Consider the following 26,813-nt stretch of genomic DNA (forward strand, 5'->3'; position numbering starts at 1 on the left):
ATTATGCCGGGAAGGAGCCCGAAACGATGGCGAAACTGATCCATTCCATGATCCGGGTGCGCGACGAGGCCGCGTCGCTGGCTTTCTACGAACGGGCCTTCGGCCTGACCGTGGCCGATCGGCTGGCGTTCGATGGCTTCACCCTGATTTATCTGTCCAACGCCGAGCAGACGTTCGAACTGGAACTGACGGTCAATCACGATCGGGACCGGCCCTATGAACTGGGCGACGGCTATGGGCATCTGGCGGTCTCGGTCGGCGATATCGAGGCCGAGCATGCGCGTTTCGTTCGCGAGGGGCTGTCACCGCTGCCAGTGAAGCAACTGGCGCTGGGGGACCGGATGGTCGGGCGGTTCTTTTTCGTCGTCGATCCGGATGGCTACAGGATCGAGGTGTTGCAGCGCGGAGCGCCCGGTCGTTTCCTTTGATATAAGCGGGGCGCCTGCCGTATAAGGCGCGCATGATGATCCCCTTCCGCAAGATGCATGGCCTGGGCAACGACTTTGTCGTGGTGGACGAGCGCGTGGAACGCCATGGGCTGACGCCTGCGCGTATCGCCGCCCTGGCCAACCGGCATCGCGGGATCGGGTGCGACCAGTTTGTGGTGCTGCGCCCGGCCTGCCGCGAGGGGGCGGATGTTTTCGTACGCTTTTTCAATGCCGATGGCAGCGAGTCCGGCGCGTGTGGCAATGCATCGCGCTGCGTGGCCGATCTGTTGTGGCGGCACGAGGGGCGGCGGCGGAGCCTGTTGCAGACCCGGGCCGGGCTGCTGCCGGCATCGGTGGACGAGGCGGGGCTGGTGACGGTTGATATGGGGCCGCCGGCGCTGGACTGGCGCGACGTGCCGCTGGCGGAGCCGGTGGATACGCTGCGCCTGCCGCTGGCGGGCGATCCGGCGGCGGCGTCGATGGGCAATCCGCACGCCACCTTCTTCCTGGCCGATATTCTGGACCTCGAGCCGGTCGTGGCCGGGCCGCTGCTGGAACATGATCCGCTGTTTCCCGAACGGGCGAATATCGGCTTCGCGCAGATCCTGTCCGGCGAAGCCATGCGGCTGCGCGTGTGGGAGCGGGGGAGCGGGCTGACGTTGGCCTGCGGATCGGGTGCCTGTGCCGCCGTGGTCAATGCCGTGCGGCGGGGGCTGGTGGCGCGGACCTGCCGGGTGGAGATGGATGGCGGCGCGCTGTCGATTACCTGGCGGGAAGAGGATGGGCATGTGCTGATGACGGGGCCGGCGACTACCAGCTTCGTCGGGTCGTTCGATCCCGAGGTCTATCCGTCATGAACAAGCCGCCCGAGATCCTGACCTTCGGCTGCCGGCTGAATACCTATGAGAGCGAGGTGATGCGCGGCCATGCGGCGGGGCTGGACGATGTGATCATCGTCAATACCTGTGCCGTCACTGCCGAGGCCGAGCGCCAGGCGCGGCAGGCGATCCGCCGCGCGCATCGCGACCGGCCGGATGCGCGGATCGTCGTGACCGGCTGCGCGGCGCAGATCGACCCGGCACGGTGGGAGGCGCTGCCCGGCGTGGCCCGTGTGCTGGGCAACCGCGAGAAGCTGGAGGCCGCAAGCTGGACGCCCACGGCGCTGGGGGAAGGGCGCGCGGTCTCGGACATCATGGCGGCGACCGAGACGGTGCCGCATCTGGTGACGGAATTTGCCGGGCGGACTCGTGCCTTTGTCGAGGTGCAGCAGGGGTGCGACCATCGCTGCACCTTCTGTATTATCCCGTTCGGGCGGGGGCCGTCGCGTTCGGTGCCGGTGGGCGCGGTGGTGGAGCAGGTGCGCGCGCTGGTCGCCTCGGGCTACCGGGAGGTGGTGCTGACGGGGGTGGATATTACCTCGTGGGGCGGCGACCTGCCGGGGCAGCCGGCGCTGGGGCAGCTTTGTCGCCGGCTGCTGGTGCTGGTGCCGGAACTGGAGCGGCTGCGCCTGTCGTCGGTCGATCCGGTGGAGATCGACGAGGATCTGTGGCGGCTGCTGGAGGGCGAGCGGCGCTTCATGCCCTATCTGCATCTGTCGCTTCAGGCCGGGTCGGACATGGTGCTGAAGCGGATGAAGCGGCGGCATCTGGTGGCCGACGTGGTGGGCGTGATCGAGCGGGCGCGGGCCTGCCGGCCGGATCTGGGCATCGGCGCCGACGTGATCGCGGGCTTTCCGACCGAGAGCGACGAACTGTTCGACGAGACGCTGGCGTTCGTGCGTGGGCAGGGGCTGCCTTACCTGCATGTGTTCCCCTATAGCGAGCGGCCGGGGACGCCGGCGGCCAAGATGCCGGCCGTGCCGGTGCCGACGCGGCGCGAGCGTGCGGCGCGGCTGCGGGCGGCGGGGCAGGAGGCGGCGCGGGCCTATCACACCGGGTTGCTGGGGCAGACGCTGAACGTGCTGCTGGAAACCGCGACCAGCGGGCATTCCGAGGAATTCGCGCCGGTTCGCCTGGCGGAGGGTGTGGCCGAAGCCGGGCGCATCGTGGCCGTGCGGGCGACGGCGGTTGACGAAAACGGTCTGGTGGCGGAAATCCTCTGACATGGCACTTGGCTTCTTTTCCCGCCTGAAGGCGGGCCTGTCCCGATCGACCCAGAAACTGGGCGGCGGGATCGCCGCGGTCTTTACCCGCCGCAAGCTGGACGACGCCGCGCTGGAGGAACTGGAGGACCTGCTGATCGCAGCCGACCTGGGCCCCAATGTGGCCGCACGGGTGATCGAATCCTTCCGCAGTTCGCGCTTCGGCACCGAGGTGACGGATGAGGAAATCCGCAATGCGCTGGCGGCGGAAATCGCCCAGGTTCTGGAGCCGGTGGCGATTCCCTTCGTGCCCGACCCGAATCTGAAGCCGCATGTGGTGCTGGTGGTCGGCGTGAACGGCAACGGCAAGACCACGACCATCGGCAAGATGGCGCGCTTCTATGGCGAGCAGGGGCTGAAGGTGATGATGGTGGCGGGGGATACGTTCCGCGCCGCCGCCGTCGAGCAGCTTCAGGTGTGGGGGCAAAGGGTGGGGGCGCCGGTCATCGCCGGGCCGCCGAATGCCGATGCCGCCGGGCTGGCGTTCGATGCGCTGAAGCGCGCGCGGGCCGAAGGGGCTGACCTGCTGCTGATCGATACCGCCGGCCGCCTGCACAACAAGGGCGCGCTGATGGAGGAACTGGCCAAGATCATCCGCGTGATGCGCAAGTTCGACGAAACCGCGCCGCATTCGGTGCTGCTGGTGCTGGATGCGACCACCGGGCAGAACGCGATCGAGCAGGTGCGGGTGTTCAAGGAACTGGTGAACGTCACCGGGCTGATCGTGACCAAGCTGGACGGGTCGGCGCGCGGCGGCATCGTGGTGGCGCTGGCCGATACGTTCGGCCTGCCGGTGCATGCGGTGGGTGTGGGCGAGCAGGCGGAGGATCTGCGGCCGTTCTCGGCCGAGGCGTTCGCCAATGGCTTGGTCGGGCCGTCGATCAAGCTTTCGTCGCCGGAAGGCGAGGAGAAGAAGGAAGGCGAGGGCGACCCGGCCTGAGGCCGGGTCGCTGCCTGATCGTCAGAGCGGCAGGATCCGCTCCGACAGTTCGCCCAGCGCCTGGATGCCGGGCAGGGTCTTGCCTTCCAGCCATTCCAGGAAGGCGCCGCCGGCGGTCGAGGTGTAGGACATCTCGTCCGCGACGCCGGCATGGCGCAGGGCCGAGACCGTGTCGCCGCCGCCGGCCACGCTGGTCAACTGACCGGCCTGGGTGCGCCGCGCGACTTCCGCCGCGACCAGGTTGGTGGCGGTGTCGAACGGGTGCAGTTCGAACGCGCCCAGCGGGCCGTTCCACACCAGCGTCTTCAGCCCGACGATCTTTTCCGTCAGCAGCCGCACCGTCTCCGGGCCTGCGTCCAGGATCATCGCGTCGGCGGGAATGGCGTCGACCGGCACCGTCTTCGTCGGCGGGTCGGCACGGAATTCCGTGGCCGTCACCGCGTCGACGGGCAGGATGATCTCGCAGCCCTTGCTGGCGGCCTGGGCCATGATGGCGCGGGCCGTGTCGTGCATGTCGGCTTCCTGCAGCGACTTGCCGACGGCGACGCCCTTGGCGGCCAGGAAGGTGTTGGCCATCGCGCCGCCGATGATCAGAACGTCCACCCGGTCCAGCAGGTTGCCGATTAAGTCCAGCTTGGTCGAGATCTTGGCGCCGCCGACGATCGCGCCGACCGGGTGGACCGGGTTTTCCAGCGCGATGTTCAGGGCGTTGAGTTCCGCTTCCATCAGCCGGCCGGCGAAGGAGGGCAGGAAATGCGCCACCCCTTCGGTCGAGGCATGGGCGCGGTGGGCGGCGGAGAAGGCGTCATTGACGTAATCGTCCGCCAGCGCGGCCAGCGCCTTCGACAGGTCGGGGTCGTTCTTTTCCTCGCCTGCGTGGAAGCGCGTGTTCTCCAGCACCAGCACATCGCCGTCCTGCATGGCGGCGACGGCCTGTTCGGCCACCGGGCCGATGCAGTCCTCGGCGAAGCGTACCGGATGGCCCAGGGTTTTGCCCAGGGCGGCCGCCATCGGCTCCAGCGACATGGCGGGCACGCGCTGGCCCTTGGGGCGGTCGAAATGGCTGACCACGATCACCCGCGCGCCCTTGTCGGCCAGTTCGCGGATGGTGGGGGCCAGGCGCTCGATGCGGGTGAGGTCGGTGATCTGGCCGTCCCGCACCGGGACGTTCAGATCGGCGCGCAGGAGTACCTTGCGCCCTTTGGGCTGCAAGGCATCCAGCGTCTTGAAGGACAGCGTGGCCATCAGAGCGCGCCGAAGACGGCTGCCGTGTCGGACATGCGGTTCGAGAAGCCCCACTCGTTGTCGTACCAGCTACAGATCCGCACCAGCTTGCCGCCGTCGATCAGCGCCGTTTCGGTGGCGTCGAAGGTGGAGGAGGCAATGGAGTGGTTGAAGTCGGAGCTGACCAGCGGCGCGGTGTTGTAGGCCAGGATGCCCTTCAGCGGGCCTTCCGAAGCCGCCTTCAGCATCGCCTCGTTCACCGCCTCGACCGAGGCAGGGGTGCGGGTCGGCACGAAATCGAGCGACACCAGCGAGACGTTGGGGGTGGGAACGCGGATGGCGGTGCCGTCCAGCTTGCCCTTGAGGTGCGGCAGCACCAGGCCGACCGCGCGGGCGGCGCCGGTCGAGGTCGGGATGATGTTCATCGCCGCCGCGCGGGCGCGGCGCGGGTCGCTGTGCAGCGTGTCCACCGTGCGCTGGTCGCCGGTGTAGGAATGGATGGTGACCATGTAGCCGCATTCGATGCCGAACGCCTCGTCCAGCACCTTGGCGACCGGTGCCAGGCAGTTGGTGGTGCAGGAGGCGTTGGAGATCACCGTCATGTCGCTGGTCAGCGTGTCCTGGTTCACGCCGTAGACGATGGTGGCGTCGACATGGCTGGCCGGGGCGGAGATGATGACCTTGCGCGCGCCGGCCTCGATCAGGTGGGCGGCCTTTTCCTTGTTGGTGAAGCGGCCGGTGCATTCCATCGCCACGTCCACGCCTTCGAAGGGCACCTTGGTCGGGTTGGCTTCGGCCGAGACGGCGATGGGTGCGTAGGTGCGGCCGTTGGCCGTGATGACGATATTGTTGCCATCGACGCGCACTTCGCCGGGGAAGCGGCCATGGATGCTGTCATAGGTCAGCAGGTGGGCGTTGTCGGCGACGCTGCCCAGGTCGTTGATCGCCGCCGGCACGACATCGGTGCGGCCGCTTTCGATGATTCCGCGGAGAACCAGGCGACCGATACGCCCGAAGCCATTGATTGCGACTTTGACAGCCATTCTATTTCTCTCCCGAATTTCAGCCGCTCCGGCCGGAAAACCGGCCCCGGCTATGTGTTGCCTCCCGCGACGGATCGTGCGCGATAGCCATCCGCTTTCTGCCCCGAAGGCGATGGAAAGTCACGTCCCGTCTCGCCGACAAGGCGGATCGCCGTTTCGTGTATCCGCTCGGCTGTAATGCCCAGTCGGCGGTACAGTTCGCCCGATGGCGCGGCTTCGCCGAAATCTTCCATGCCGATGAAGGCGCCATGAGGGCCGAGCCATCGGTCCCATCCGAAACCCGAGGCGGCCTCGACGCCGATGCGTGGCGCATCGCCCAGGACCTGCGCGCGGTAGGCGGCGTCCTGCCGGGCGAACAGTTCCCAGCAGGGGAGCGAGACCAGGGCGGCGCTGATGCCGTCGCGCACCAGCATTTGCTGGGCCTGCCGGGCAATGACCATCTCGCTGCCGGTGGCGATCAGCGTGACCTGGCGGGGGCCGCGGGCCTCTTCCATCACGTAGCCGCCGTGGGCGCTGCCGTCGTGGGGGCGGCGCTGGCGGAGATCGGGCGGGGCGTTCGCATCCGTGGCCATCGGCGACAGGGTGATCAGACTGGGGCCGTCGGCGCGGCGCAGGGCCAGTTCCCAGCATTCCATCGTCTCCCGCCGGTCGGCGGGGCGGAAGACCAGGACATTGGGCATGGCGCGCAGGCTGGCCAGTTGTTCCACAGGTAGCCAGCCGGCGCCGTCTTCGCTGAGGGCCAGCCCGTCGTCGGTCAGCAGGTAGATCACCTGCTGGCGCATCATCGCCGCGAAACGCAGGGCCGGGCGCATGCGGTCGATGGCGACGAAGGTGATCGCCCCGCACGGCACCAGCCCGCCATGCACCGCGATGCCGTTCAGCAGCGCCGCCAGCCCGTGGACCAGGGTGCCGCAATCGGGGAGCGTCTGGTCGACCGGCATCGCCTCGGTGCGTTCGCGGCCACGGCGGGAAGACAGGCAGAGCATTTCCGGCACCAGCTCGCGCAGGATGTCCAGCCCCTGGCGCCCGTAGCTCAATGTCGTGTCATGGCCGGAATCGGGCAGGATCGCGGGCAGGGAGGAACTGTGCCAGGCCCGCAGCCAGTCCTCGCGCCAGAAGGCGGGGAGGCGGCGGGCGGCCATGCGCTCGAATTCCGCACGCTGCCGGTGCTTGACCAGCCGGCGCAGCCAGGACCGCCGGGCCGATGCGCCACGGCGGGCCGCGCGGGCCCACAGCAGCGTCGAATGATCGGGTGCCGGCCCGGTGGCGGAGCGGATCGGCGTGGAACGGGGCGGGGCGGAGCAGGCGAGGACCGAGGGCTTGCGCGAGCGGATTGCCGCCGAAAGGGCGGCCTGTACGGCGTCGTGGTCGTCGGCGGCGACCTTGCGGACCATCCATCCGGTCGCGGCGTAGCGGGCCAGTGTGTCCTCGGCCTCGTCTTCCTCGTGGGGGGCGATTTCGAACAGGACGGTGAGACGGTCGAGCCGCATCCGGGCAGCCAGCGAGGCGGCCTCCATCGCCACGCCGGTGGCCAGTTCGGTACCGCAGGACAGGGCCCAGATCCGGTGATTGACGATCGAGCGCCCGAACCGGGCCGCGAGCTGGCGCTCGGCCAGGGCCATGCCGATGGCCGCACCTAGCCCCTGGCCGCTGGGACCGAACGCCATTTCCACCGCCGGGTGGGCGCCGTATTCGACTGGCGCGGCCTCGGGTGCCGCCGTCTGGCCGGCCAGGCGCATCAGGGCATCCAGCAGCGGCCGGTGTCGGGTGGAGGAGACGACGAACCGGTCGCGGTCGGGCCAGTCGGGGCTGGCCGGGTCGAAACGCAGGAACTGGTTCCATAAGATGCAGGCGGGCACCGCCATCGCCCCGGCCTGCGCCGCCTTGGCCGGATCGTCCAATCGGGTGCCGATAAACGTGCTGACCGCGTCGCGCAGGGCGTGGATCGTCTCGCGCGTCGCCGGCTCGGCCGGGGCGTCGGCGGGCGGCGCGTCCAGCTCGGGGGCGGTGTCGGTCTGCGCGCGGAGCATGGGGCAAGGCGTCCTGAAGGCCGGCGATCGGGCCGGCGGGCGGCGAAACTGTCGTTGTCGGCTATAGGATCGTGCAGGAGGCTTCGCAAGCGCGATACGGTTCGGGGGGCATCCGGAAGCCTTCCTGCGGCAAGACTCTTGCTCCGTATCGTGGATGCTGTAACCGTGGCGGCCCATGCTTCATCGCTTTCGTTCCGCCTCGACCCTGATGGCCGTGTCCGCCCTGTGCGCGACCGGGCTGGCCGGCTGCAATCTGGTGGACCAGCGGACCTTCGATCCGCGCGCCAGCCGGCCGCCTGTGCCGCATTATCCGCCTGCGCCGCCCGCGCCACGCCCGGTGCCGCCGCTGGTGGATATCCGCGCCGGCACGCCGGACGGTGAATGGCGCCCAGCGCTGCAAGGCGCGGTTGCGCGGGCGCTGGCGCGCAAGCCGAACGTGCTGTTCACGGTGCGGGTCATGGTTCCGGCCGGGCCGACGCCGGACCAGGAGGCTCTGGCCATGCGTCAGGCCGTGGCCACCTATGGCCGGGACGTGGCGGCGGCCATCGTGGCCGCCGGCGCGCGACCGGAACAGGTGGAAATGGCCGCCATGTCGGATTCGTCGATGACCACCGGCGCTGTCCGGGTGTATGTGCGATAAAACGGGATTGTGATCCGCAGCCATATCGGCGGATCGACCTTGGTGACGACGGCCGTGCGGACCGGTGAGCCCGCAGCGGCGTCGCAGGAGAATGACAGCGTGCCCAGTATCGACGTGGATCGGCATCCTTTCTACCGTTTCTGCCGGGAGTCCCTCGACGGTATCCGCGAACAGGGACGATATCGCCGCTTCACGCCGCTGGCGCGCCAGGCGGATCGCTACCCTGTCTACGACTACGTGACCGCTCCAGTCGCCGAGCCGCCCATGGAGCGTGAGGTGGTGGTGTGGTCGGCCAACGATTATCTGGGCATGGGCGTGGAGCCGGCGGTGGCCGAGGCCGCGATCGCCGCGATCCGCGAGCATGGGGCAGGGGCCGGCGGCACCCGCAACATCGCTGGCACCAGCCCGCTGCATGCGGCATTGGAAGCTGAACTGGCCGACCTGCATGGCAAGGAAGCCGGGTTGCTGTTCGTCTCGGGTTATGTGTCGAACCAGGCCAGCCTGCAGACGATCCTGACCAGCATGCCGGGGTGGATCTGCTTTTCCGATCGGCAGAACCATGCCTCGATGATCGCCGGGATCAAGGGGGCGCGGGGTGCTTCCTGCGTCATCTACGAACATAACGATCTGGCGGACCTGGAGGCCAAGCTGGCCGCCGCGCCCAAGGATGCGCCCAAGCTCGTGGCGTTCGAGAGCGTGTATTCGATGGATGGCGACGTCTCGGATATCGGCGCCACCTGTGCCCTCGCGCGCAAATATGGCGCGATCACCTATCTGGACGAGGTGCATGCCGTGGGGCTTTACGGCCCGCAGGGCGGTGGCGTGGCCGAGCGTGACGGCGTGGCCGACCAGGTGGACATCATCGAGGGCACGCTGGCCAAGGGGTTCGGCGTCCATGGTGGCTACGTGACCGGGTCGGCGGAGCTGATCGATTATCTGCGCTGCGCTGCGTCGGGCTTCATCTTTACCACCGCGCTGCCGCCGTCGGTGGTGGCGGCAGCGCTGGCCAGCGTGCGCATGGTGCGGCGCGAGAACTGGCGGCGCGAGAAGATGTTCGAGCGCGTTGCGACGTTCCGCGCCAAGCTGACCGAGGCCGGCATCCCGTTCATGCCCACGCCCAGCCATATCGTGCCGATCCCGGTAGGGGATGCCGATCGCTGCAACGAGATCAGCCGGCGGCTGCTGACGGATTTCGGGCTCTACGCCACGCCGATCAACTATCCCACCGTTCCGCGCGGGACTGAGCGGCTGCGGCTGACGCCGGGACCGCACCATACGGACGAGATGATGGACGAGATGGTCTCGGCGTTGGGGACTCTGCTGCGGATCAATGCCCGCCACGAGGAAGAGGCGGCGGCCTGATTCCTCTTTCTCGGCCCTGACGGGGTCAGAGATCGAGGAAGCGCCGCGTATCGGGGTCGATCGGAATTCCGTGCGTGGCGCGGTGGCGGGCGGTTTGCCATTCGCGGTCGCCCGGCGCCATGACGGGGTGATCCGCCTCGGTGGACGGGACGGCGCGGAGTTGATCCAGGTAGAGGGTCATTGCCCGGTCGTAGGCTGGGCGGCCCACGAAGCGCGCGGGGTCGATCGCCAGGCAGAACTGTCCGACATTGCGCGGCGTGGTATGGTCGTTGGTGTCCGTCATCGGGATCATGTCCGCATCGGTCGTGGCCCCTGTCAGGACGGCGGAGAGGATCGTGACCATTCCGGCCAGTGCCGCGCCCTTGAACCCGTAATCCGTGCCGCCGAGGGGGAGCAGCATGTCCGCTTCATGGGGGTTGGTGGTTTCATGCCCCTGTGCGTCGGCTGCTACCCCGCTGGGGAGGGGGCGGTTCAGCGAGCGGTAGAGCCGGACCCGATTGAAGGGGATCGACGAGGTTGCGATGTCGAGCAGCCATGGGGCCTGTCCGCTGACGGGGGCGGCCATGGCGATCGGGTTGGTGCCGTGGAAGGGCAGGGTGCCGCCGAAAAGCGTGACGTTGGCGTCGGAATTGCTGGTGATGATGCCGATCATTCCGGCCTCGGCGGCCTTCAGGGCATAGGCGCCGGCGGCTCCGCAATGCGACGAGCGGACGATACCGACCGCGCCGACGCCGGTTTCAGCCGCGATTTCGACGGCCAGATCCATGGCGCGGGCGCAGGCGAAATGGCCCAGCCCGTTATCGGCATCAAGCATGGCGGTGGCCGGGGCGGTGCGTCGGATCGTGAGGCGCGGTGTGCGGTTGAGCCGGCCGGCGCGCAGCATGGTGGCGTAATGCGCGGCCAGTCGGACCCCGTGGCTGTCGATGCCGGTCCGCGAGGCGTGCATCAGCGCTTCGGTGGTGGCGGAAGTGGATTCGGGCGAGGCGCCGGCAGCCAGGAGTGCGGCGGCGACGCGGGAGGCCAGTGTCTCGGCGTCGACGAGGAGGATGTCGGTCATGGCCGGCCCAGGATTTCGGCGGCGCGCTTGCGGTCCAGCTTGCCTTCCCAGGCGCCGATCACCACCGGTGCCACGCAGTTGCCGGCCAGGTTGCCCACCGCGCGGGCGATGCCGACGAACCAGTCCACCGCCAGCAGCATCACCAGGCTGGCGACGGGGATCGAGGGAATGGCGGACAGGGTGGCGGCCAGTACCACGATGGCGATGCCGGGCACGCCGTGCGCGCCCTTGGAGGTGACCAGCGCGGTCGCGAGCATGATCAGGATCTGCCACGCGCTCAGCACCGTGCCGGTGGCCTGGGCGAGGAAGATGACGGCGAGGCCCAGATAGATCGACAGCGCGTCGAGGTTGAAGGAATAGCCGGCAGGCACCACCAGCCCGACCACCTGACGGTCCACGCCGATCTGTTCCAGCTTGGCCATGACGCTGGGCAGCACGGCATCGGACGCGGTGGTGGCGAAGGTGATGGCGAATTCGGTGCGGAAATAGCGGAAGAAGCCGATCGGGCTGACGCCCGAGAGGCGCAGGCAGAGGCCCAGTCCGCCGACGACGAACAGGGTGATGACCACGAAATACAGGATGACGAAAGCTGCCAGGTGACCGATCGCGCCCAGGCCGTAGCGCGCGGTGGTGGTGGCCATGGCGCCGAAGACGCCGAGCGGTGCCAGCGCGATGATGAAGCGCATCATGCGCGAGAACAGGGCGGACAGGGCGTCGATCAGGCGGACGATCGGCGCGCCGGCCTCGCCGATCTGGTTGAGGCAGCAGCCGAACAGGATGGCGAAGAAGAGGATCTGCAGCACGTTGCCCTGCGCGAAGGCGTCGGCGGGCGTGTGGGGGATCAGCCCCAGCAGGAATTCCGTGATGCCGCCTTCATGCATCACATGGGCGTTGTGGGCGTAGGACGAGATCATGCGGGCGTCGTCTGCCGTGGGCGTGAAGACGATGCCGCGGCCGGGCTGGAGAAGCATCGCCAGCCCGACGGAGAGGAGGAGGACCAGTGTGGTCATCGCCTCGAAATAGAGCAGCGCCTTGGCGCCCAGCCGCCCCACCGTGCGCAGGGAGCCGGCGCCGACGATGCCGGTGACCACGATGCAGAATAGCAGCGGCCCCACCGCCATGACGATCAGGTGCAGGAACAGGTCGCTGGCCCAGCGTGTCTGGGCTGCGAGGTTGGGCGCGAAGACGCCCAGTGCCAGGCCCAGCAGGGTGGCGATGACGACCTGGAGGAACATGCCGGGGCGCGCGGTGGGTCCGGTATGTGTCGCGGGGAGGGTCGTCTCGCTCATCCGGTGGGGTCCTTGCTGGTGACAGGGGGCGCTGCGGGTCCGGTTTAGTAGGTGTAGTTGATGCGTGCGCCGACGAAGCGCGGCATGCCGGGAATCACGCCGTAGAAGGTGGCCTGGGTGCCGGCCGACAGCCAGTAGCGGCGGTCGGCCAGGTTCTGGCCGTAGACGGTGACCGACCAATGCTGCTTCGGCGCCGCGAAGGTCAGGAACGAGTTGACCAGGAAATAGGCCGGCGAGCGATAGATGCCGGTCTGGCCGATATATTGCGGCTGGGTCTGGCGGCCGCGATAGGAATAATCGACGTCGAAGGTCATCCGGTAGTCGCGGAAGACATTCCATGTGTAGGTGGCGGCGCCCGACAGGGTGAGGTTGGCCAGGCCCATATTGACGTTGTTGTAATTGGTGTTGATGGCCTGCCAGACGCCGGTTGCGGCGAAATTGGCCGTGGTGGCCGAGCGGTTGAGGCTCTGGAACTGGGTGTAGACGCCGTTCTGGTAGCCGAAATTCTGCGTCAGGACCATGCCGCGGAACGGGTGGGCCTCGGCGTCGAATTCCGCGCCGTAGATGTATGAGCGCGGGGCGTTTACATAGCCGCCCAGCACGCCGTAGGGCGGGACCAGGATCGTGCCCAGAAGCTGCTGGTCGCGGTAATCGTAATAGAACCCGGCGGCGTTGAGGCGCAGGCGGCGGTCGAACAGCATGGTCTTGAAACCGCCTTCATAAGTCAGGATCTGTTCGGGCTTGAAGGGGCGGAGCTGGGCCGCCTGTTGCGTGATGTTGGCCGAGAAGCCGCCCGGCTTGAAGCCGCGGCTGAACATGACATAGCCCATGACGTTGCGCGTGAACTGGTATTGCGCGCCGACACGGCCGCCGAACTCGTTGCTCAATGCGCCGCTGTTGCCGAAGTTGGTTTTGCCCTCGATGGCGCCTGTGTTCAGGTTGTAGTTCGTGCTGGTGACGTTGAGCATCTGCCGGTCGTCGGATTCATGCAGGATCGCGCCGATCAGGCGCAGCTTGGGCAGGATGCGGTAGGAAAGCTGCACGTACTGGTTGAAATTCTGCTGATTCTGCCCGTAGCGCGTTTCGTTGAGCGGCGTGGTGCCGGGGCGGTCGGAGGAATCGTACCAGAAATTCTGCGCCATGCGCGACCGGCTGTAATACATGCCGGTTTCCCAATGGAAGCGGGCGTTGGGATCGATCGATTCCAGTTTGACTTCCTGCGAGAACACGTTCGTCTGGTTGTTGCGGAACATGTTGCCGTAGGACAGGACGGAATCGGTCTGGTTGGTCAGTTCGTGCTCGTCGGCCATTTCATAGGCGCTGATGCTCGACAGGCGACCCCAGGAGAAATTCTTCGTATAACGCACGTTGGCGCCCCAGAAGATATTGTCTTCGCGCGGCCTGGTGTTGCTGCCGTCGATGCCGATGATCTTGGCGAAACGCGGGTCCAGGCCCCATTCGGTCTGGTAGAGGTCCTGCGTGACCGGGACGTTGTAGGAATTGTAGAGATTGTGGCCGGAGGCGTATTCCGACTGGTCCGTCGTCCAGTGGCCGCCGATGATCAGGTTCGACGTGTCGTCGATATCCCATTTCAGCTTGGCGCGCAGGGCGCCCAGATTGGCGTTGCCGAAGCCCTGGCCGGCCGCGTTGTGCTGGTAGCCGCCGCCGGTCATGGACTGGCCGGCGATGCGGAACGACACGGAGCGGGAGATCGGGCCGGAGACGTAGCCTTCGACGCGGTTGCGGCCGTAGCTGGCGATATCCTCGGTGATGCCTGCATGGAACTGGCGCGTCGGGTCGGCGGTATGGAAGTCGATTTCGCCGCCCGTGGTGGCTTGGCCGTGGGTGTAGCCCGACGGGCCGGCGGCGATGGAGATGTCGTCGAGGTCGAACATCATGCCGGTCGTCATGATCGAGACCGGCAGCGCCACGCCATCGAGATACGGCATGGTCGATGGCGTGTTGTTCTGCGTGAAATCCATCAGGCCGACGCCGCGCAGGGTGAAGTTGAGGGCGCCTGAGCCGAAGGACGGCTGGATGGTGAGGTTGGGTGCCACGCGCTGGATGTCGGTCATGACGCGGATATTGCGATTGGTCAGTTCCTGACGGGAAATCAGCGTTTCCGAATGGGCGTCGTGCTGGCCGGCTCCGCTCGCGCCCCGGCGCGCGGAAACCATGACGGCTTCGGCCGATGCGGGTGCCCTGGCGGGGGCAGGCTGGGCGGCGGCGTGGGCAGGCGCGGCGCGTGCCGGCGTGTCGGCGGGCGGGACCTGTCCGGTCGTGTCGGCCAGGGCCGGCAGCGGCAGGATAACGCCTGCCAGGACACTGGTCATGATGGCCTGCCTTCGGAAGGAAAGCTCGGCGCGGCACGGGAGGAGCATGTCTGTCTTCCTTGTCTGGTCTGGTCTGGTCGGGCCCTGCGGGTTCGGCGATGGGCCCCGGTGGCTGGGGGATGGCGTCAGGTCGGCGTGGTGTTCATGATTTCATATATGAAATGGTGTTTTAGACTGGTCTACAAATCGAAGAATTTGTGAGAGGCAATGTTGCATACAAGATTTAAAACAATCCGGAACGAAACGCTTTCGAAAAATGCGTGGGAATCAGAACGTGACAGAAAATTTATAAAATGGATTAATGGATTGATTTTATGACTGAAAAAATCAATCTTTCGGTCGGGTATTTATGGGAGCCTGTTTTTCTGCACAAGTGTTGTTCATTTCGATGGGCAATTGAATAAAAAATCATCGACGCTGGGTGGTGCGTGGCGGAGGCCGTTCGCCGTGCCGCGGCATGATGACGATTGCCGAACCGCATCGGTCTGCGCATACTTCTTGTATGCGAGATGAAACCGAAAAAGATGCACACAAGAACCCGCACCTGATCGAGGATCGCATTATCCATGCGGCTCTCTCCGGGCGGATCGCGCCGGGCGAACGTCTGGGCGAGAAGGAACTGTCGGAGATTTTCGGGGTGTCGCGCACGCTGGTCCGCGAGGCGATGATGCGCCTGCAGGCACGGGGGATCGTTGAGGTTTCCGCGCGGCGCGGCTGGTTCGTCATCGAGCCTTCCGTCGAGGAGGCGCGGCATACCATCGATGCCCGGCGGGCCCTGGAAGTGGGCATGCTGGTGACGCTGGACCGGGCGAGTCCGGGCATGATCCGCGCCCTGCGCGAGCATGTGCGGGCGGAACAGAAGGCCATCGCCAGCGGCGACCGGGCGGAGCGCAGCTATCTTCTGGGGCATTTTCACGTCTGCCTGGCCGAGACGCTGGGCAATCCGGTCCTGGCGTCGCTGTTGCAGGATCTGACGACGCGCACGGTGCTGATCGCCGCCCTGTATCAGTCGTCGCACGACGCGCACGAATCCTGCGGCGAGCATGGCGGGATTATCGACGCGCTGGAGAAGGGAAATTCCACCGAGGCCGCGCGCCTGATGGATGTTCATCTCCGGCATGTTGAAAAGGCGCTGAACTATCGCAGCGCGGCGAGCCGGCTGGACCATCTGAAGGCCGCGTTGCAGGGGGCGGGCGGGTAGGCTGACGGACGATTTCGATTGTTTTTTGGCTTTTCTTGTATACAAGATTGTATGGAATTACGGGAGAGGAGAGCCAGCGTGTTCGGACAGATCGACCCGCCGCATCGGCTGTTGATGGGGCCTGGCCCGGTGAATGTGCATCCGCGCGTGCTGCGTGCGATGTCGGCGGACATGCTGGGGCAGTTCGACCCGGAGATGACGCGCTACATGAACGAGACGATGGCGCTGTATCGCCGCGTGTTCATGACCGAGAACCGGTGGACGTTGCTGGTGGACGGCACGGCGCGGGCGGGGATCGAGGCGGCGCTGGTGTCGCTGGTCGAGCCCGGGGCGCGGCTGCTGGTGATCCAGGCGGGGCGGTTCGGGCTGCTGCTGTCGGAGATCGGACAGCGGATCGGGGCGGAGATTTGCACGCTGGATATTCCATGGGGCGAGGTGGCGCGCCCGGAGCAGATCGAGGCGGCGATCGTGGCGCATCGCCCGCAGGTGCTTGCGGCGATCCATGGCGATACCTCGACCACGATGGCGCAGCCGCTGGAGGGTGTGGGCATGATCTGCCGGCGGCATGGCGTGCTGTCCTATGTCGATGCCACGGCGACGCTGGGCGGCATGGCGGTGGCGGCCGATGCATGGGGCGTGGACGTGGTGACGGGCGGCCTGCAGAAATGCATGGGCGGGCCGCCGGGGTCCTCGCCGATCACGATTTCCGACCGGGCGGCGGCGCATATCATGAAGCGGCGGCATGTCGAGGCGGGGATACGCGGCGCGGACCTGGACGAGGGGCCGGGAGCGCTGATCCGGTCGAACTACTTCGACCTGGCGATGATCATGGAATACTGGTCGGAGAAGCGGCTGAATCACCATACCGAGGCGACCAGCATGCTGTATGCGGCGCGCGAGGCGGCGCGGGTGATGGTCGAAGAGGGGCTGGAGGCGCGTTTCGCGCGGCATCGGGCGGCGGGTGCGGCGATGAGTGCCGGGCTGCGGGCGATGGGGCTGACCCTGTATGGCCAGGATGCCCACCGCATGACCAACGTGACGGGGGTTTATATTCCCGAAGGCGTGGATGGCGAGCGGGTGCGGGCGCGGATGCGCGGGGAGTTCGAGATCGAGATCGGCACCGCGTTCGGGCCGCTGGCGGGGAAAATCTGGCGGATCGGGGCGATGGGCTACAACGCGATGCGGCACAAGGTGCTGATCACGCTCGGCGCGCTGGAGGCCGTACTGCGCGCCGAGGGCTACGCCCCGCCGGCGGGGGCGGCGATCGACGCCGCACGCGCCGTTTATGACCGGTCCTGAAATCCATGCGCGGAGCCTGATCGGGGATGCGGGCGCGATCGCCTCCTGCGTGCTTCCTCGATCGGCTCCGAGCTATTCTTTCTTTTGTCAGAATAGATTGTCATCATAATTTCAACATCACTCTTGCGCGCTTTGCTCTAGTTTCCGCCAACACCTTTTCCACAGTTTCCGTGCTGTTTCCCGGGACGGGGAATATGGATTCCTTCGTGCGGGGACCAAGATGCCGCCTTCGGATGACGAGCGAATCTCCTGGGTTGCCAGTCAGGTTCTGCCGCATGAAGCTGCCTTGAGGGTATGGCTTCGCCGGTTTCGTGACATCGATGTCGACGATGTCGTCCAGGACAGCTACGCGGCGATGATTACGGCCGATATCACCGGTATCCGCAATCCGCGTGCCTACCTGTTTACGGTTGCCCGCAGCGTGGTGCTGCGCCACTACCGGCGCGCACGCATTATTTCCATCACGGCGCTGACGGATTTCGACGCGCAAAGCATCGTGGATGATGGGGCGGATGCTGAGCGGACGCTCGGTGCCCGCCAGGAGCTTGCACGTCTCTACACGTTCATCGAGGAGCTACCGCAGCGTTGTCGCCACATTCTCCTGCACAGAAAGCTCGACGGATTATCCCAGCGCGAGGTGGCGCAGCGCATGGGGGTGTCGGAAAGCGTGGTCGAAAAACAACTGGCCAGGGCATTGCGTGCGCTCAATGGCATGTTTGGCGAGCCTGGCACGGACGAGCGGCCTGCTGATGGCGGGGATGTTTGCGCGACACGACGACGCGATGCCGGGAAATGTTGAGCCATGCGCGCATCCGGTCGACGAGGCGGCATTCGCCTGGGTGCTTCGGCTGGATCGCGGCGCGCTTGCTCCCGAGGCCGCGCAGGAACTGGATGCATGGCTGAAGGCGGATAGCCGGCACCAGGGCGCCTTCCTGCGGGCGAGGGCATTGTGGCGCTCGGCCGATCGCGTTGTGGCTTTTCGCGTTCCCGATGGGACGGTGCCGGCGACGGAGCCTGTGCCGCCCGGTTTCATGGGACGGCGCCGGATGGTGATGTCGGCTGCGGCTTCGCTGCTGGTCGGCGCGACGCTGGGTGTCACGGCCGGGCCGGGCGAAGCGCGTGAACCGGTGCGGTTTTTCCGTTCGGGCTCGGAATTGCCGAAGCCTGTTCGACTGACCGGCGGGGATTTTCGCCTTGATCGGACCTCGCAGCTTCTTTGCCTGACGCGGGGAGGCCGGATCCATGCCGAGCTGCTGGCGGGGCGTGTCAGGGTGGACTGGCGGCAGGGGCCGATCTCGGTGCGGGCCGGGAGTGTGGCGCTGGATACCGTGGCGGCATCGCTCGTGATGCGATGTGACGCCGATGGGGAAAGCGTGCTGCTGCTGGACGGAGACGCCCGGCTGCGCGGTGGCGCCGGGCAGCCTGTGCACATGCTGCGCCGGGCGCAATGGGTCCGGCTGACTCCCTCGGGCAGGTGGCAGGAGGGGAGCCTGAGCGCGGATGACCTGGAATATGTCTCTGCCTGGAGCCATGGGCGGCTGGAATTGCGGGCCATCTCGGTAGGCGAGGCGATCAGAAGGATCAATCTCTATAACGATACGAAAATATTCTCTTCCGACGCGGTGCTCTCGCGTCAGCGGATTGACGGGATTTTTTCGCTGACCGAGCCCGAGACGTTCGCGCGCAGTCTTTGCCGCATGTTCCATGTCAGGCTGGTGGCATCCGCGCGTGGACTGGAACTGCTCTGACGCGGGTTTCCCGCCTTTTGCGGTCCGAATAGTCTCTGTCAGAAAAGCTTAATAAAAATAAGGGGGTTTTGGGAGGAGGGTTTTGCGGTCTCCGGGATCAAGGAAGGGAACGTATCATTGGTGGATATGAAAAACCGTGTCGCATTCATCGTTCCCGCATGCCCGCTTCGCTGCAATCCTTCTGACGACCACCGGCCTGACGCTCGGTCTTTCGCTTGCCTCCGCCCGCGCCGAGGTGCGTCGGTTCGATATTGACAGCATGCCCGTCTCCCGTGCCGCCGTTGTCTATGGGCGGCAGGCGGACATTCAGATCATGCTGCGTGAGAACTCGGCGCGGAATATACAGACCCATGCCGTGCATGGGGTGATGAGCGCCGAGCAGGCGCTGTCGCACCTTCTGGCGGGCACCGGGCTTGTCGTGCAGTCGCGGCATGATTCCGTTCTGATCCTGGGGGCGAAGCATGTCGCGGAGCCGGTAAAATCCGATGGTGAGCGAATCGTCGTTTCGGCGACCCATGACAATACGCTGACCAAACGGACGAGCGACCAGATCTTCGATACGCTGAGCGCCCAGCAGATCCGCTCGGCGCCGGACCTGACGATCGTCGAAGCCGCGCGGCGGATGGTGGGTATTTCGACCCTGCCGAGCCAGAATGATGGTCGCTCCGATAACCAGATGGAGAACGTGACCATTCGGGGATTGGATAATTCCTATAATCTGATCACGCTGGATGGGGCGCAACTGGCGTCGGCGGACAACGTCACGTCACCGCAGCGCGGCATGCGGCTCGATCTGGTCCCGTCATCTCTGGTCGGTGAATTGCAGGTTCTCAAGACCATCGATGCCTATAACGATCCGCAGGGCCTGGGTGGCCAGGTTCATATGCTGTCCAAGAGCGCCTACGAGTACGGAAATTCCGCTGACGTCCAGTTGCTGGGCGGCTGGAACAACCAGTCTGGCACCGTCGTGGAGCCCCGCCGTGAAAATTGGCGTGTAGATGGAACTGTTACGCGCGTATTCGGCAAGAACCGGGAGTTCGGCCTGGTTCTGGCCGGGAGCTATCAGGAACTCAACTCGGCCGCGCATGCCATTCTGCCGGGCGACTCATCGGGGGATGGGTGGGCGTATTACGGGGCCTCGGGCGCGGCCTCGGGCAGTGCCATCAATACCGATGCCGCCGCCCATGCGCCTGGTGCCGCCGCCGTGCCGGTGCGTGTGCAGGATTATGCGTTCGATGATGCCTACAAGCGTTACAGCCTGAATGGAAAATTGCAGTGGCGGCCGACGTCGCGTCTGTCCATGGCCCTGTCGGGCGGCTATTTCCACGCCGTCGACCAGGAAGTGCGCAATGAGGCGCTTTCCATGCCCTCGGGCAAGTGGATTGCGGGTGCGACGCCCGATACGGGCACGCTGACGCAAGGGCAGTATCAGTTCGGCGATGCCGTACAGCCGGAAACGCACCAGACCTTTTTTGTAAACGGCAATCTTCATTACGATATCACGAACCGTATGAAGCTGGACCTGGTTGCCGCGGACTCGGAGGCCCAGGACCATCTGTCGGATTGGATGTTCAAGTGGAACACCGGCATGGTATACAGCAATACCGGGAATTCGGAAGACAAGACGAGTTATTCCGCCCCCTATGGGTACAGCTATACCGTGAAAGGTGGGGTGCCCTCGATTTATCTCAATGACCTGGCGGCGGCAAACAATCTGAGCAATTACGGGCCACGATATTTCAGGGATTATCAATATTCCCTACAGACGAAACTGCGGTTTCTGCGTGGAGACTGGCATTGGGATCTGGGGCATGGGTTCTGGCTGGGAGCGGGTGCCACGCAGACCATGACCAATGTCCAGCATACGGAAACCTACAATGACTGGGCACCGATGGCGGGAGACGCGCCGCAGGAGATCGGAAGCCTGCAGGATTACATCATGGGCCGGACCGGCACGGTATTTTCGGCGCCGGGACTGACTTATTATTACGTCGATCCGGTCAAGGCGCATGCCGTCCTGACCAATCATCCGGAATTGTTTCGCAAGCTCGACGAGACGGCGACCAACAAGGAAGCCTATTATCATTTGATGGAATCAATCACGGCGCTGTATTTCCAGACCGGATGGCATAATGACTGGTTTGCGATTCATGGTGGTTTTCGCTGGGATCATACGTTTACGAACGTCTCCAACATCAATGCCGTGACGTCGGGGGGAACGACGCAATATCTGCCGCAGACCCGCACGGCGCAGTATGATTACCTGCTGCCTTCGGTCCTGACGACGTTCACGATTACCCCGCGGATGAAGATCCGGGCCGATTTTACCGAATCCATGGGAAGGCCGAACTATAACCAGATCGGCGGGGCCACCACGACGTCGGAAAGCAATGGCACCTATACGATCTCCCAGGGCAATTCGAACCTGAAGCCATTGCATTCATGGAATTATGACCTGGCCTACGAATGGTATCCGGGGCGCGACACCATGGTATCGGTCGGCCTGTTCTACAAGGATATCCATGATGCGATCTATACCCGCAGCACGCTTGGAACGGCTACGCTGAACGGGATTACGGAACAGGCTATCATATCGCAGCCGCTCAATGCTTCGGGTGCCGGGTTGCGCGGACTTGAGGTGCAGCTGGTGCGAGAGAAGTTTGGTTTTCTGCCCGGGGTGCTGAAGAATTTCGGTGTTTCCTTCAATGCGACCTTCCTGCAGGGCTGGTTCGAGGAGCAGATGAGCGACGGATCGCAGCGGCGCATGGGCGGATTGGCGAACCAGCCGGACCATATCTACAATGCGTCCCTGTTGTATTCGGACCGGAATTTCGAAGCGCGCTTCGCCTATAATATGACTGGAAAATATCTTTATTATACCTCGGGTTCGGCCAGTTGGCTCGATATGTGGATGCAGCCGCGTGCGCAGCTCGACATGCAGTTGAGCTATCGGGTCAATAAATGGATGTCGGTGACGGGGCAGGTGCAGAACCTGACCAACGAGGGGTATCAGACCCGCATGGGGCCAAGCGCCAACCTGGTCCAGGATATGCATCCGGCGGGCCGGAGCCTGTGGTTCGGTGTACGCTTTCAGCCCAAGATGTGAGGATAGCCATGTTGCTCCGGAAACCTTGTCGGGTCATGGCCATGACGCTGGGGGCGGCGTTGGCCGCTGCGCGGGCGGTTGCGGCGGAGCCCGTCGCCGCGACGCCTGAAATCGTCCGGGTTGTGCCGGCATTGGAGGCGACGCAGGGTGTCGCCAATGATGCGACATTTCTCTACGCCGTGCAGAACAGGCGCATCGGCCAATATAGCCGGGCGACGGGGCAGCGCGTCGGATCGTGGGAGGGTGACCCCGCGCTTTATATCCATATCAACAGTTGCCAGGTGATGGGTGGCGAACTGGTCTGTGCGATGTCGAACTATCCGAACACGCCGATGACCAGTTCCGTCGAATGGTTCGATGCGCGCACGATGCGGCATGTGCGCTCGCACAGTTTCGGGCCGGGATTAGGGTCGCTGACCTGGATCGACTGGCATGCGGGAAGCTGGTGGGCGTGTTTTGCCAATTACGATGGCGAGGGCGGGGAGGCGCCGCGCGATCATCGGTCGACCATCCTTGTGCGAATGGATTCACAGTTCGTCCGCCAGGAAGCATGGCTGTTTCCGCAGGATGTGCTGGAGCGGTTCGGCCATTTCAGTTCGTCAGGCGGGCGATGGGGAGCGGATAACCGGCTTTATGTGACCGGTCACGACCGGACGGAACTTTATGTTCTGGCGCTGTCCGAAACGGGGGGGCGCCTCGTCCATCTCGAGACCCTGCCTTTGCCCACAAATGGCCAGGCGTTCGACTGGGACGTGTTGCATCCCGATCATATCTGGACGATCGATCGCCGGCGTACGGCGATGGTCGAGAGCGTGATCTCGCGGACTGGCGTGGCGAACGGCGGGTAGCGGGGATGGCGTGGCCCTGCCGGGAGGAACCCGGCAGGGAAAGGGCAGGCGGTTAGCTGCGCCGGGTCTTGTCGATCGCGGCTTTCAGGGCGTCGTAATCGACGGCGCCGGGGATGACGTAGCGGGCGTCGAAGACGAAGGTGGGCGTGCCTTCCAGGTGGATGGCCTCGGCCAGCTCCGAATTGGCGCGCAGGGTGGCGGCGACGGCGGGGCCGGCCATATCGGACACCAGGCGGTCCGCGTCGAGGCCGGCCTGCTTCGCCAGCAGGCGGATGCGGGCGGTGTCGGGCTTCGTGGTGTCGGTCATGATGGCGCGCTGCATGCGGAAATAGGCGTCGTGACCGCCTTGCAGCGCGGCGGCGGCGATGGCCTGTGCCGTCAGCACGCTGGCCGGGCCCAGCACCGGGATCACCTTCTCCAGGATGCGGACATTGGGATCGTCATGAACCAGGCGGTCGAGGTCGGCCAGTACCTTGCGGCAGTAGGGGCAGCGCGGATCGTAGAATTCGATCACCGTCGTCCGGGCATTGGGTGCGCCCAGAATCGCGTCGGTCGGCACGGGGGTGGTCAGGGCGGCGCGGTGGGCGAGCAGCGCGTCGCGGGTGCGGGTCTGCTCCTGCGCCTCGGCGCCCGCGCGCAGGGCGGTGATGGCATCGGAGAGGATCGAGGGGTCCGTCTTCAGCGCGTCGCGGACGATGGCGACGATTTCCTTGCGCTGGGCCGGGGTGAAGCTGTCGTCGGCGTGGGCGGCGGATGACAGGGCCAGCATCAGGCCGATGCCGGCCGGAAGGGCCGTGCCCAGCCGGGCGAGGCTGCGGGACGAGAAAAAGGACAAGGGCTGCCTCCGGCGCTCGGGTTCGGTATCGGGCGGTCTTGGAGGCCGTCTTTAGAGCAGAACGGGGGGGCGCGGAAGGGTGCGGGGGAGATGGCGAGTTGCCGATGCTCCAGAAGACCGCTAATTCCGGATAGTCCGGCTTTTCGCGCCTGGGCATGACGGCGGCAATGGAGAATCTGTGCGTGCGTGAACGTCCCCTGAACCACCCGTTGCGTCGTTGCGGGGCCTTGCTGCTGTCTACGGTCCTGGCGACGGCGCTTGGCGGATGTTCGGTCAAGACATTCAATGACCCGGTCGGGACCGCCAGCCACGTCCTGTTCGGCGGCGGCTCCGACACGCCGAGGGGGCCGACCTACCTGACCGGTTATATCGGCAATGTCGTTTCGGACGAGCCGCAATCGGCCATGGTCGCCCGCGACGTTCTGGCGCGGGGCGGCAATGCGGCCGACGCGGCGGCGGCGCTGGGGATGACGCTGGCGGTGACGCTGCCGTCGCGGGCCTCGCTGGGCGGTGGCGGTGCCTGCCTGGCGTGGCGGCCTGGCGACTCCAGCGGCGGACGGGCGTTCCTGTTCCTTCCGGTCGCGGGATCGACGGCGCCGGAGGCTGGTGGCGCGCCGGTTGATCGCCCGGCGGCGGCGCCGACGCTGGCGCGCGGGCTGTACCTGATGCACCTGCGCTACGGCAGCGTGGATTTCGGCGAAACCCTGACCCCGGCGCTGGAACTGGCGCGCGGCGGGATTTCGGTCAGCCGGGCGCTGGCGACCGACCTTGCGGCCGTGCAGGGGCCGCTGCTGGCCGATCCGGGCGCGCGGGCGATCTTCAGCCGGGGCGACGGCAAGGTGCTGGCGGAGGGCGATACCCTGGTGCAGCAGCGCCTGACCGGCGTGCTGGAACAGATCAGGAGCATGGGGGTGGGCGACCTGTATAACGGGGCGCTGGCGCGCTCGTTCGTCGCCGGCAGCCAGGGTGCGGGCGGTGGCCTGACCGTGGCGGACCTGCGCGGCGCCGTTCCGGTGGAGACCGATCCGCTGACGGTGCGTGCGGGGCAGGTGACGGTCGGCTTCCTGCCGCCGCCCGCCGATGGCGGGCTGGGCAGCGCGGTGGCGTTTCGTGCCCTGAATGGGGGTGGCGCGAGCGACCGGGCCGGCCAGTCGGCGGTGGCCGCGTGGCGTGGGCAGGCGGCCGGGGCGCAGTCGGGCGGCGAACTGGTTGCGCGGGCGCAGGCGGTGGTCGATTCCGGCACCGTGCCTAATGGGGGCACCCTGCCGCATCTGCCGGCATCGACCTCGTTCGCCGTGGTCGACCGGCATGGCGGGGCCGTGGCGTGCAGCCTGACGATGGATAATCTGTTCGGTATCGGCCGCGTTGCCGGCGGCACGGGCATTGTGATGGGGGCCTCGCCGAAGCGCCTGCCGCCGCCGTTGCTGACGGCCGCGATCGCCAGCGAGGGCAACCGGTTCCGGGCCGCCGTGACGGGATCGGGGCAGAACGATGCCGCCGATGCGGTCGCGGTTGAAATGAAGCAGGTTCTGGGCGGTGAGAAGCCCGGTGCGCGGCCGGTGACGGCGGATGGGCGGATCAATGCGATTTCCTGCCCGGCGGGCCTGCCGGGCGGCGAGGGAAGCTGTGCCGGCGGCACCGATGCGCGTTCGGCCGGCCTTTCGGTGGGGTCGGACTGAGGGCCGGCCGGGATTGGGGCGGTGCTTGTGGATGATCATGTTTTGTTCTAGTTTTGTCTGATCGGGACCGCCGGGGCGTGGCGGGCAGGACCCGGGGTTTTCATGATATCGGAACGGGATTGAGGGCGATGGCGCAGGCACCGGGCATAGACAAGAGCAAGGCGCTGGAAGGCGCGCTGAGCCAGATCGAACGCGCGTTCGGCAAGGGATCGGTGATGCGCCTGGGGCAGCGCCCCAACGAGGCGGCGGACGTGATCTCTTCCGGTTCGCTCGGGCTGGATATCGCGCTGGGGATCGGCGGCCTGCCGCGTGGGCGTATCGTCGAGATCTACGGCCCCGAAAGTTCGGGCAAGACGACGCTGGCGCTGCATGCGATCGCCGAAGCCCAGAAGAAGGGCGGTGTCTGCGCCTTTATCGACGCCGAGCACGCGCTGGACCCCGGCTATGCCCGCAAGCTGGGGGTGGACGTCGACAACCTGCTGATCAGCCAGCCGGATGCCGGCGAGCAGGCGCTGGAAATCGCCGATACGCTGGTGCGCTCGGGTGCCATCGACGTGCTGGTGGTGGACAGCGTCGCCGCCCTGGTGCCGCGCGCGGAACTGGAAGGCGACATGGGCGACAGCCATGTGGGCCTGCATGCGCGACTCATGAGTCAGGCGCTGCGCAAGCTGACCGGCACGGTTTCGCGCTCCAACACCATGATGATCTTCCTCAACCAGATCCGGTTGAAGATCGGCGTCATGTTTGGCAGCCCGGAGACGACGACGGGCGGCAACGCGCTGAAATTCTACGCCTCGGTGCGTCTGGATATCCGCCGGATCGGGCAGATCAAGGACAAGGACGAGGTCGTGGGCAACCAGACCCGCGTCAAGGTGGTCAAGAACAAGATGGCCCCCCCGTTCCGGCAGGTCGAATTCGACATCGTGTATGGCGAGGGGATCAGCAAGATGGGCGAACTGATCGACCTGGGCGTCAAGGCGGGCATTGTCGAGAAATCGGGAGCCTGGTTCTCGTATGACAGTCAGCGGATCGGCCAGGGACGGGAAAATTCCAAGCAGTTCCTGCGCGAGCACCCTGAAATGGCGGCGGATATCGAGCGGCGCGTGCGCGAGCAGGCGGGCGTGGTGGCCGAGGCGATGCTGGTCTCTCCCGGTGAACAGGATCTTGCCGACGCCGACTGACCGGCGCGGGGCGATGAACCGGCGGGCAGGGCCGCGCGGCCTCGCATTGCTGGTTCTGCTGGCCGGTCTGACGGCCTGCGGGTTCAAGCGGCCGGATGGAGAGTCGATCGATGTGCCGCCCCTGACCCTGTTCAGCGGGCAGGAACGGCCGGGCTATGCCCAGAAGACGGCATCCGCTGACGGCAAGCAGAAGGACGGGTCGCAGCCCATGTCGGCCGCGCCGGCCGGGCGGCAGCCCGACTATCAGCCGCTTCCCGATGCCTGGGGCATGCAGATGATCGCCTCCGGCTTCGATGCCAATGCCGCCGGAGATGATAGTGAGAAGGAAGAGGGCGGGCATTACGTCATCCCCGACACGCAGGTGAGTTATGGCGCCCGGGGCCGTGGGCAGACGACGACCGGGCGTTAGTTCGGCGAGGCTGAGTCACGT

General features: G+C 66.0%; 22 protein-coding genes. 15 read left to right on the forward strand and 7 right to left on the reverse strand.

Going from position 1 to position 26,813, the window contains the following annotated elements; translation table 11 throughout:
- Nucleotides 1-26: 26 nt before the first annotated feature.
- Genes ACMAUO_RS01125 through ftsY form a run of 4 tightly spaced genes read left to right on the forward strand, consistent with a single transcriptional unit; the run spans nt 27 to nt 3,508 of the window.
- Entirely contained in the window at nt 27-428 is a 402-nt protein-coding gene (locus tag ACMAUO_RS01125) for a VOC family protein (protein WP_420355171.1), read from the forward strand.
- Between the two features lie 32 nt (nt 429-460).
- Nucleotides 461-1,285: a diaminopimelate epimerase gene (dapF, locus tag ACMAUO_RS01130; RefSeq protein WP_420355172.1), complete on the forward strand. Its 825-nt coding sequence runs from the start codon at nt 461-463 to the stop codon at nt 1,283-1,285.
- Nucleotides 1,282-2,529: a tRNA (N(6)-L-threonylcarbamoyladenosine(37)-C(2))-methylthiotransferase MtaB gene (gene mtaB, locus ACMAUO_RS01135; RefSeq protein ID WP_420355173.1), complete on the forward strand. Its 1,248-nt coding sequence runs from the start codon at nt 1,282-1,284 to the stop codon at nt 2,527-2,529. Before dapF ends, mtaB begins: the two co-directional genes overlap by 4 nt.
- Before the next feature lies 1 nt (nt 2,530).
- Entirely contained in the window at nt 2,531-3,508 is a 978-nt protein-coding gene (gene ftsY, locus ACMAUO_RS01140) for a signal recognition particle-docking protein FtsY (protein WP_420355174.1), read from the forward strand.
- A gap of 21 nt (nt 3,509-3,529) precedes the next feature.
- Here the strand turns inward: ftsY and ACMAUO_RS01145 are convergent, their stop codons facing one another.
- The 3 genes from ACMAUO_RS01145 to ACMAUO_RS01155 are packed head-to-tail and all read right to left on the reverse strand — an operon-like array spanning nt 3,530 to nt 7,805.
- Nucleotides 3,530-4,753, reverse strand: coding sequence for a phosphoglycerate kinase (locus tag ACMAUO_RS01145; protein ID WP_420355175.1), 1,224 nt, complete (start codon nt 4,751-4,753; stop codon nt 3,530-3,532).
- Nucleotides 4,753-5,775 carry a type I glyceraldehyde-3-phosphate dehydrogenase gene (gap, locus tag ACMAUO_RS01150; RefSeq protein WP_420355176.1) on the reverse strand — a complete coding sequence of 341 codons (1,023 nt, stop codon included), beginning with the start codon at nt 5,773-5,775 and terminating at the stop codon, nt 4,753-4,755. The genes ACMAUO_RS01145 and gap overlap by 1 nt, the downstream gene beginning before the upstream one ends.
- 50 nt (nt 5,776-5,825) lie before the next feature.
- The gene (locus tag ACMAUO_RS01155; protein ID WP_420355177.1) at nt 5,826-7,805 is read right to left on the reverse strand and encodes a transketolase-like TK C-terminal-containing protein; all 1,980 of its coding nucleotides are present in this window, start codon (nt 7,803-7,805) and stop codon (nt 5,826-5,828) included.
- A gap of 175 nt (nt 7,806-7,980) precedes the next feature.
- On the opposite strand from ACMAUO_RS01155, the gene ACMAUO_RS01160 reads away from it, so the two are divergent.
- Together ACMAUO_RS01160 and hemA are read left to right on the forward strand one after the other, a co-directional pair.
- On the forward strand, nt 7,981-8,445 hold the full coding sequence (locus tag ACMAUO_RS01160) for a hypothetical protein (RefSeq protein ID WP_420355178.1): 465 nt from the start codon (nt 7,981-7,983) through the stop codon (nt 8,443-8,445).
- Between the two features lie 99 nt (nt 8,446-8,544).
- Nucleotides 8,545-9,807: a 5-aminolevulinate synthase gene (hemA, locus tag ACMAUO_RS01165; protein ID WP_420355179.1), complete on the forward strand. Its 1,263-nt coding sequence runs from the start codon at nt 8,545-8,547 to the stop codon at nt 9,805-9,807.
- A gap of 25 nt (nt 9,808-9,832) precedes the next feature.
- Here hemA and ACMAUO_RS01170 read toward each other — a convergent pair whose 3' ends face one another.
- Genes ACMAUO_RS01170 through ACMAUO_RS01180 form a run of 3 tightly spaced genes read right to left on the reverse strand, consistent with a single transcriptional unit; the run spans nt 9,833 to nt 14,486 of the window.
- A complete protein-coding gene (locus tag ACMAUO_RS01170; protein WP_420355180.1) occupies nt 9,833-10,864 on the reverse strand; it encodes an Ldh family oxidoreductase in 1,032 nt (343 codons plus the stop codon).
- Nucleotides 10,861-12,153 (reverse strand): cation:dicarboxylate symporter family transporter, encoded by a 1,293-nt coding sequence (locus ACMAUO_RS01175; protein WP_420355181.1) that lies wholly within the window; start codon nt 12,151-12,153, stop codon nt 10,861-10,863. Before ACMAUO_RS01175 ends, ACMAUO_RS01170 begins: the two co-directional genes overlap by 4 nt.
- 44 nt (nt 12,154-12,197) lie before the next feature.
- Entirely contained in the window at nt 12,198-14,486 is a 2,289-nt protein-coding gene (locus ACMAUO_RS01180; protein WP_420355182.1) for a TonB-dependent receptor, read from the reverse strand.
- A 502-nt stretch (nt 14,487-14,988) separates the two neighbouring features.
- On the opposite strand from ACMAUO_RS01180, the gene ACMAUO_RS01185 reads away from it, so the two are divergent.
- The 6 genes from ACMAUO_RS01185 (at nt 14,989) to ACMAUO_RS01210 (ending at nt 22,688) form a co-directional block, all read left to right on the forward strand.
- Complete coding sequence (locus tag ACMAUO_RS01185) at nt 14,989-15,687, forward strand: GntR family transcriptional regulator (RefSeq protein WP_420355183.1); 699 nt, start codon at nt 14,989-14,991, stop codon at nt 15,685-15,687.
- Between the two features lie 51 nt (nt 15,688-15,738).
- Nucleotides 15,739-16,986 (forward strand): pyridoxal-phosphate-dependent aminotransferase family protein, encoded by a 1,248-nt coding sequence (locus tag ACMAUO_RS01190; RefSeq protein WP_420355184.1) that lies wholly within the window; start codon nt 15,739-15,741, stop codon nt 16,984-16,986.
- A gap of 220 nt (nt 16,987-17,206) precedes the next feature.
- A complete protein-coding gene (locus ACMAUO_RS01195; protein ID WP_420355185.1) occupies nt 17,207-17,785 on the forward strand; it encodes an RNA polymerase sigma factor in 579 nt (192 codons plus the stop codon).
- The gene (locus ACMAUO_RS01200) at nt 17,769-18,734 is read left to right on the forward strand and encodes a FecR/PupR family sigma factor regulator (RefSeq protein ID WP_420355186.1); all 966 of its coding nucleotides are present in this window, start codon (nt 17,769-17,771) and stop codon (nt 18,732-18,734) included. Before ACMAUO_RS01195 ends, ACMAUO_RS01200 begins: the two co-directional genes overlap by 17 nt.
- 136 nt (nt 18,735-18,870) lie before the next feature.
- The gene (locus ACMAUO_RS01205) at nt 18,871-21,840 is read left to right on the forward strand and encodes a TonB-dependent receptor (protein ID WP_420355187.1); all 2,970 of its coding nucleotides are present in this window, start codon (nt 18,871-18,873) and stop codon (nt 21,838-21,840) included.
- 35 nt (nt 21,841-21,875) lie between these two features.
- A complete protein-coding gene (locus ACMAUO_RS01210; protein ID WP_420355188.1) occupies nt 21,876-22,688 on the forward strand; it encodes a hypothetical protein in 813 nt (270 codons plus the stop codon).
- A gap of 52 nt (nt 22,689-22,740) precedes the next feature.
- On the opposite strand, the gene ACMAUO_RS01215 is transcribed toward ACMAUO_RS01210, so the two are convergent.
- Nucleotides 22,741-23,523, reverse strand: a complete 783-nt coding sequence (locus ACMAUO_RS01215; protein ID WP_420355189.1) for a DsbA family protein — start codon at nt 23,521-23,523, stop codon at nt 22,741-22,743.
- Between the two features lie 155 nt (nt 23,524-23,678).
- On the opposite strand from ACMAUO_RS01215, the gene ACMAUO_RS01220 reads away from it, so the two are divergent.
- The 3 genes from ACMAUO_RS01220 (at nt 23,679) to ACMAUO_RS01230 (ending at nt 26,792) form a co-directional block, all read left to right on the forward strand.
- Complete coding sequence (locus tag ACMAUO_RS01220; RefSeq protein ID WP_420355190.1) at nt 23,679-25,202, forward strand: gamma-glutamyltransferase; 1,524 nt, start codon at nt 23,679-23,681, stop codon at nt 25,200-25,202.
- 128 nt (nt 25,203-25,330) lie between these two features.
- A complete protein-coding gene (recA, locus tag ACMAUO_RS01225; RefSeq protein ID WP_420355191.1) occupies nt 25,331-26,383 on the forward strand; it encodes a recombinase RecA in 1,053 nt (350 codons plus the stop codon).
- Entirely contained in the window at nt 26,367-26,792 is a 426-nt protein-coding gene (locus ACMAUO_RS01230; RefSeq protein WP_420355192.1) for a hypothetical protein, read from the forward strand. Before recA ends, ACMAUO_RS01230 begins: the two co-directional genes overlap by 17 nt.
- Nucleotides 26,793-26,813 lie beyond the last annotated feature (21 nt).

It is taken from the genome of Gluconacetobacter brunescens (genome assembly GCF_048695475.1).
GTDB lineage: Bacteria > Pseudomonadota > Alphaproteobacteria > Acetobacterales > Acetobacteraceae > Gluconacetobacter.

Coding starts and splice junctions, on each gene's coding strand:
- ACMAUO_RS01170 (WP_420355180.1), bottom strand. CDS start 10,864: ATGACCGACATCCTCCTCGTCGACGCCGAGACACTGGCCTCCCGCGTC.
- ACMAUO_RS01180 (WP_420355182.1), bottom strand. CDS start 14,486: ATGACCAGTGTCCTGGCAGGCGTTATCCTGCCGCTGCCGGCCCTGGCC.
- dapF (WP_420355172.1), top strand. CDS start 461: ATGATGATCCCCTTCCGCAAGATGCATGGCCTGGGCAACGACTTTGTC.
- ACMAUO_RS01155 (WP_420355177.1), bottom strand. CDS start 7,805: ATGCTCCGCGCGCAGACCGACACCGCCCCCGAGCTGGACGCGCCGCCC.
- ACMAUO_RS01200 (WP_420355186.1), top strand. CDS start 17,769: ATGCCGGGAAATGTTGAGCCATGCGCGCATCCGGTCGACGAGGCGGCA.
- ACMAUO_RS01145 (WP_420355175.1), bottom strand. CDS start 4,753: ATGGCCACGCTGTCCTTCAAGACGCTGGATGCCTTGCAGCCCAAAGGG.
- ftsY (WP_420355174.1), top strand. CDS start 2,531: ATGGCACTTGGCTTCTTTTCCCGCCTGAAGGCGGGCCTGTCCCGATCG.
- mtaB (WP_420355173.1), top strand. CDS start 1,282: ATGAACAAGCCGCCCGAGATCCTGACCTTCGGCTGCCGGCTGAATACC.
- ACMAUO_RS01220 (WP_420355190.1), top strand. CDS start 23,679: ATGACGGCGGCAATGGAGAATCTGTGCGTGCGTGAACGTCCCCTGAAC.
- ACMAUO_RS01175 (WP_420355181.1), bottom strand. CDS start 12,153: ATGAGCGAGACGACCCTCCCCGCGACACATACCGGACCCACCGCGCGC.
- ACMAUO_RS01160 (WP_420355178.1), top strand. CDS start 7,981: ATGCTTCATCGCTTTCGTTCCGCCTCGACCCTGATGGCCGTGTCCGCC.
- ACMAUO_RS01190 (WP_420355184.1), top strand. CDS start 15,739: ATGGAATTACGGGAGAGGAGAGCCAGCGTGTTCGGACAGATCGACCCG.
- ACMAUO_RS01185 (WP_420355183.1), top strand. CDS start 14,989: ATGCGAGATGAAACCGAAAAAGATGCACACAAGAACCCGCACCTGATC.
- ACMAUO_RS01125 (WP_420355171.1), top strand. CDS start 27: ATGGCGAAACTGATCCATTCCATGATCCGGGTGCGCGACGAGGCCGCG.
- recA (WP_420355191.1), top strand. CDS start 25,331: ATGGCGCAGGCACCGGGCATAGACAAGAGCAAGGCGCTGGAAGGCGCG.
- gap (WP_420355176.1), bottom strand. CDS start 5,775: ATGGCTGTCAAAGTCGCAATCAATGGCTTCGGGCGTATCGGTCGCCTG.
- ACMAUO_RS01210 (WP_420355188.1), top strand. CDS start 21,876: ATGGCCATGACGCTGGGGGCGGCGTTGGCCGCTGCGCGGGCGGTTGCG.
- ACMAUO_RS01195 (WP_420355185.1), top strand. CDS start 17,207: ATGCCGCCTTCGGATGACGAGCGAATCTCCTGGGTTGCCAGTCAGGTT.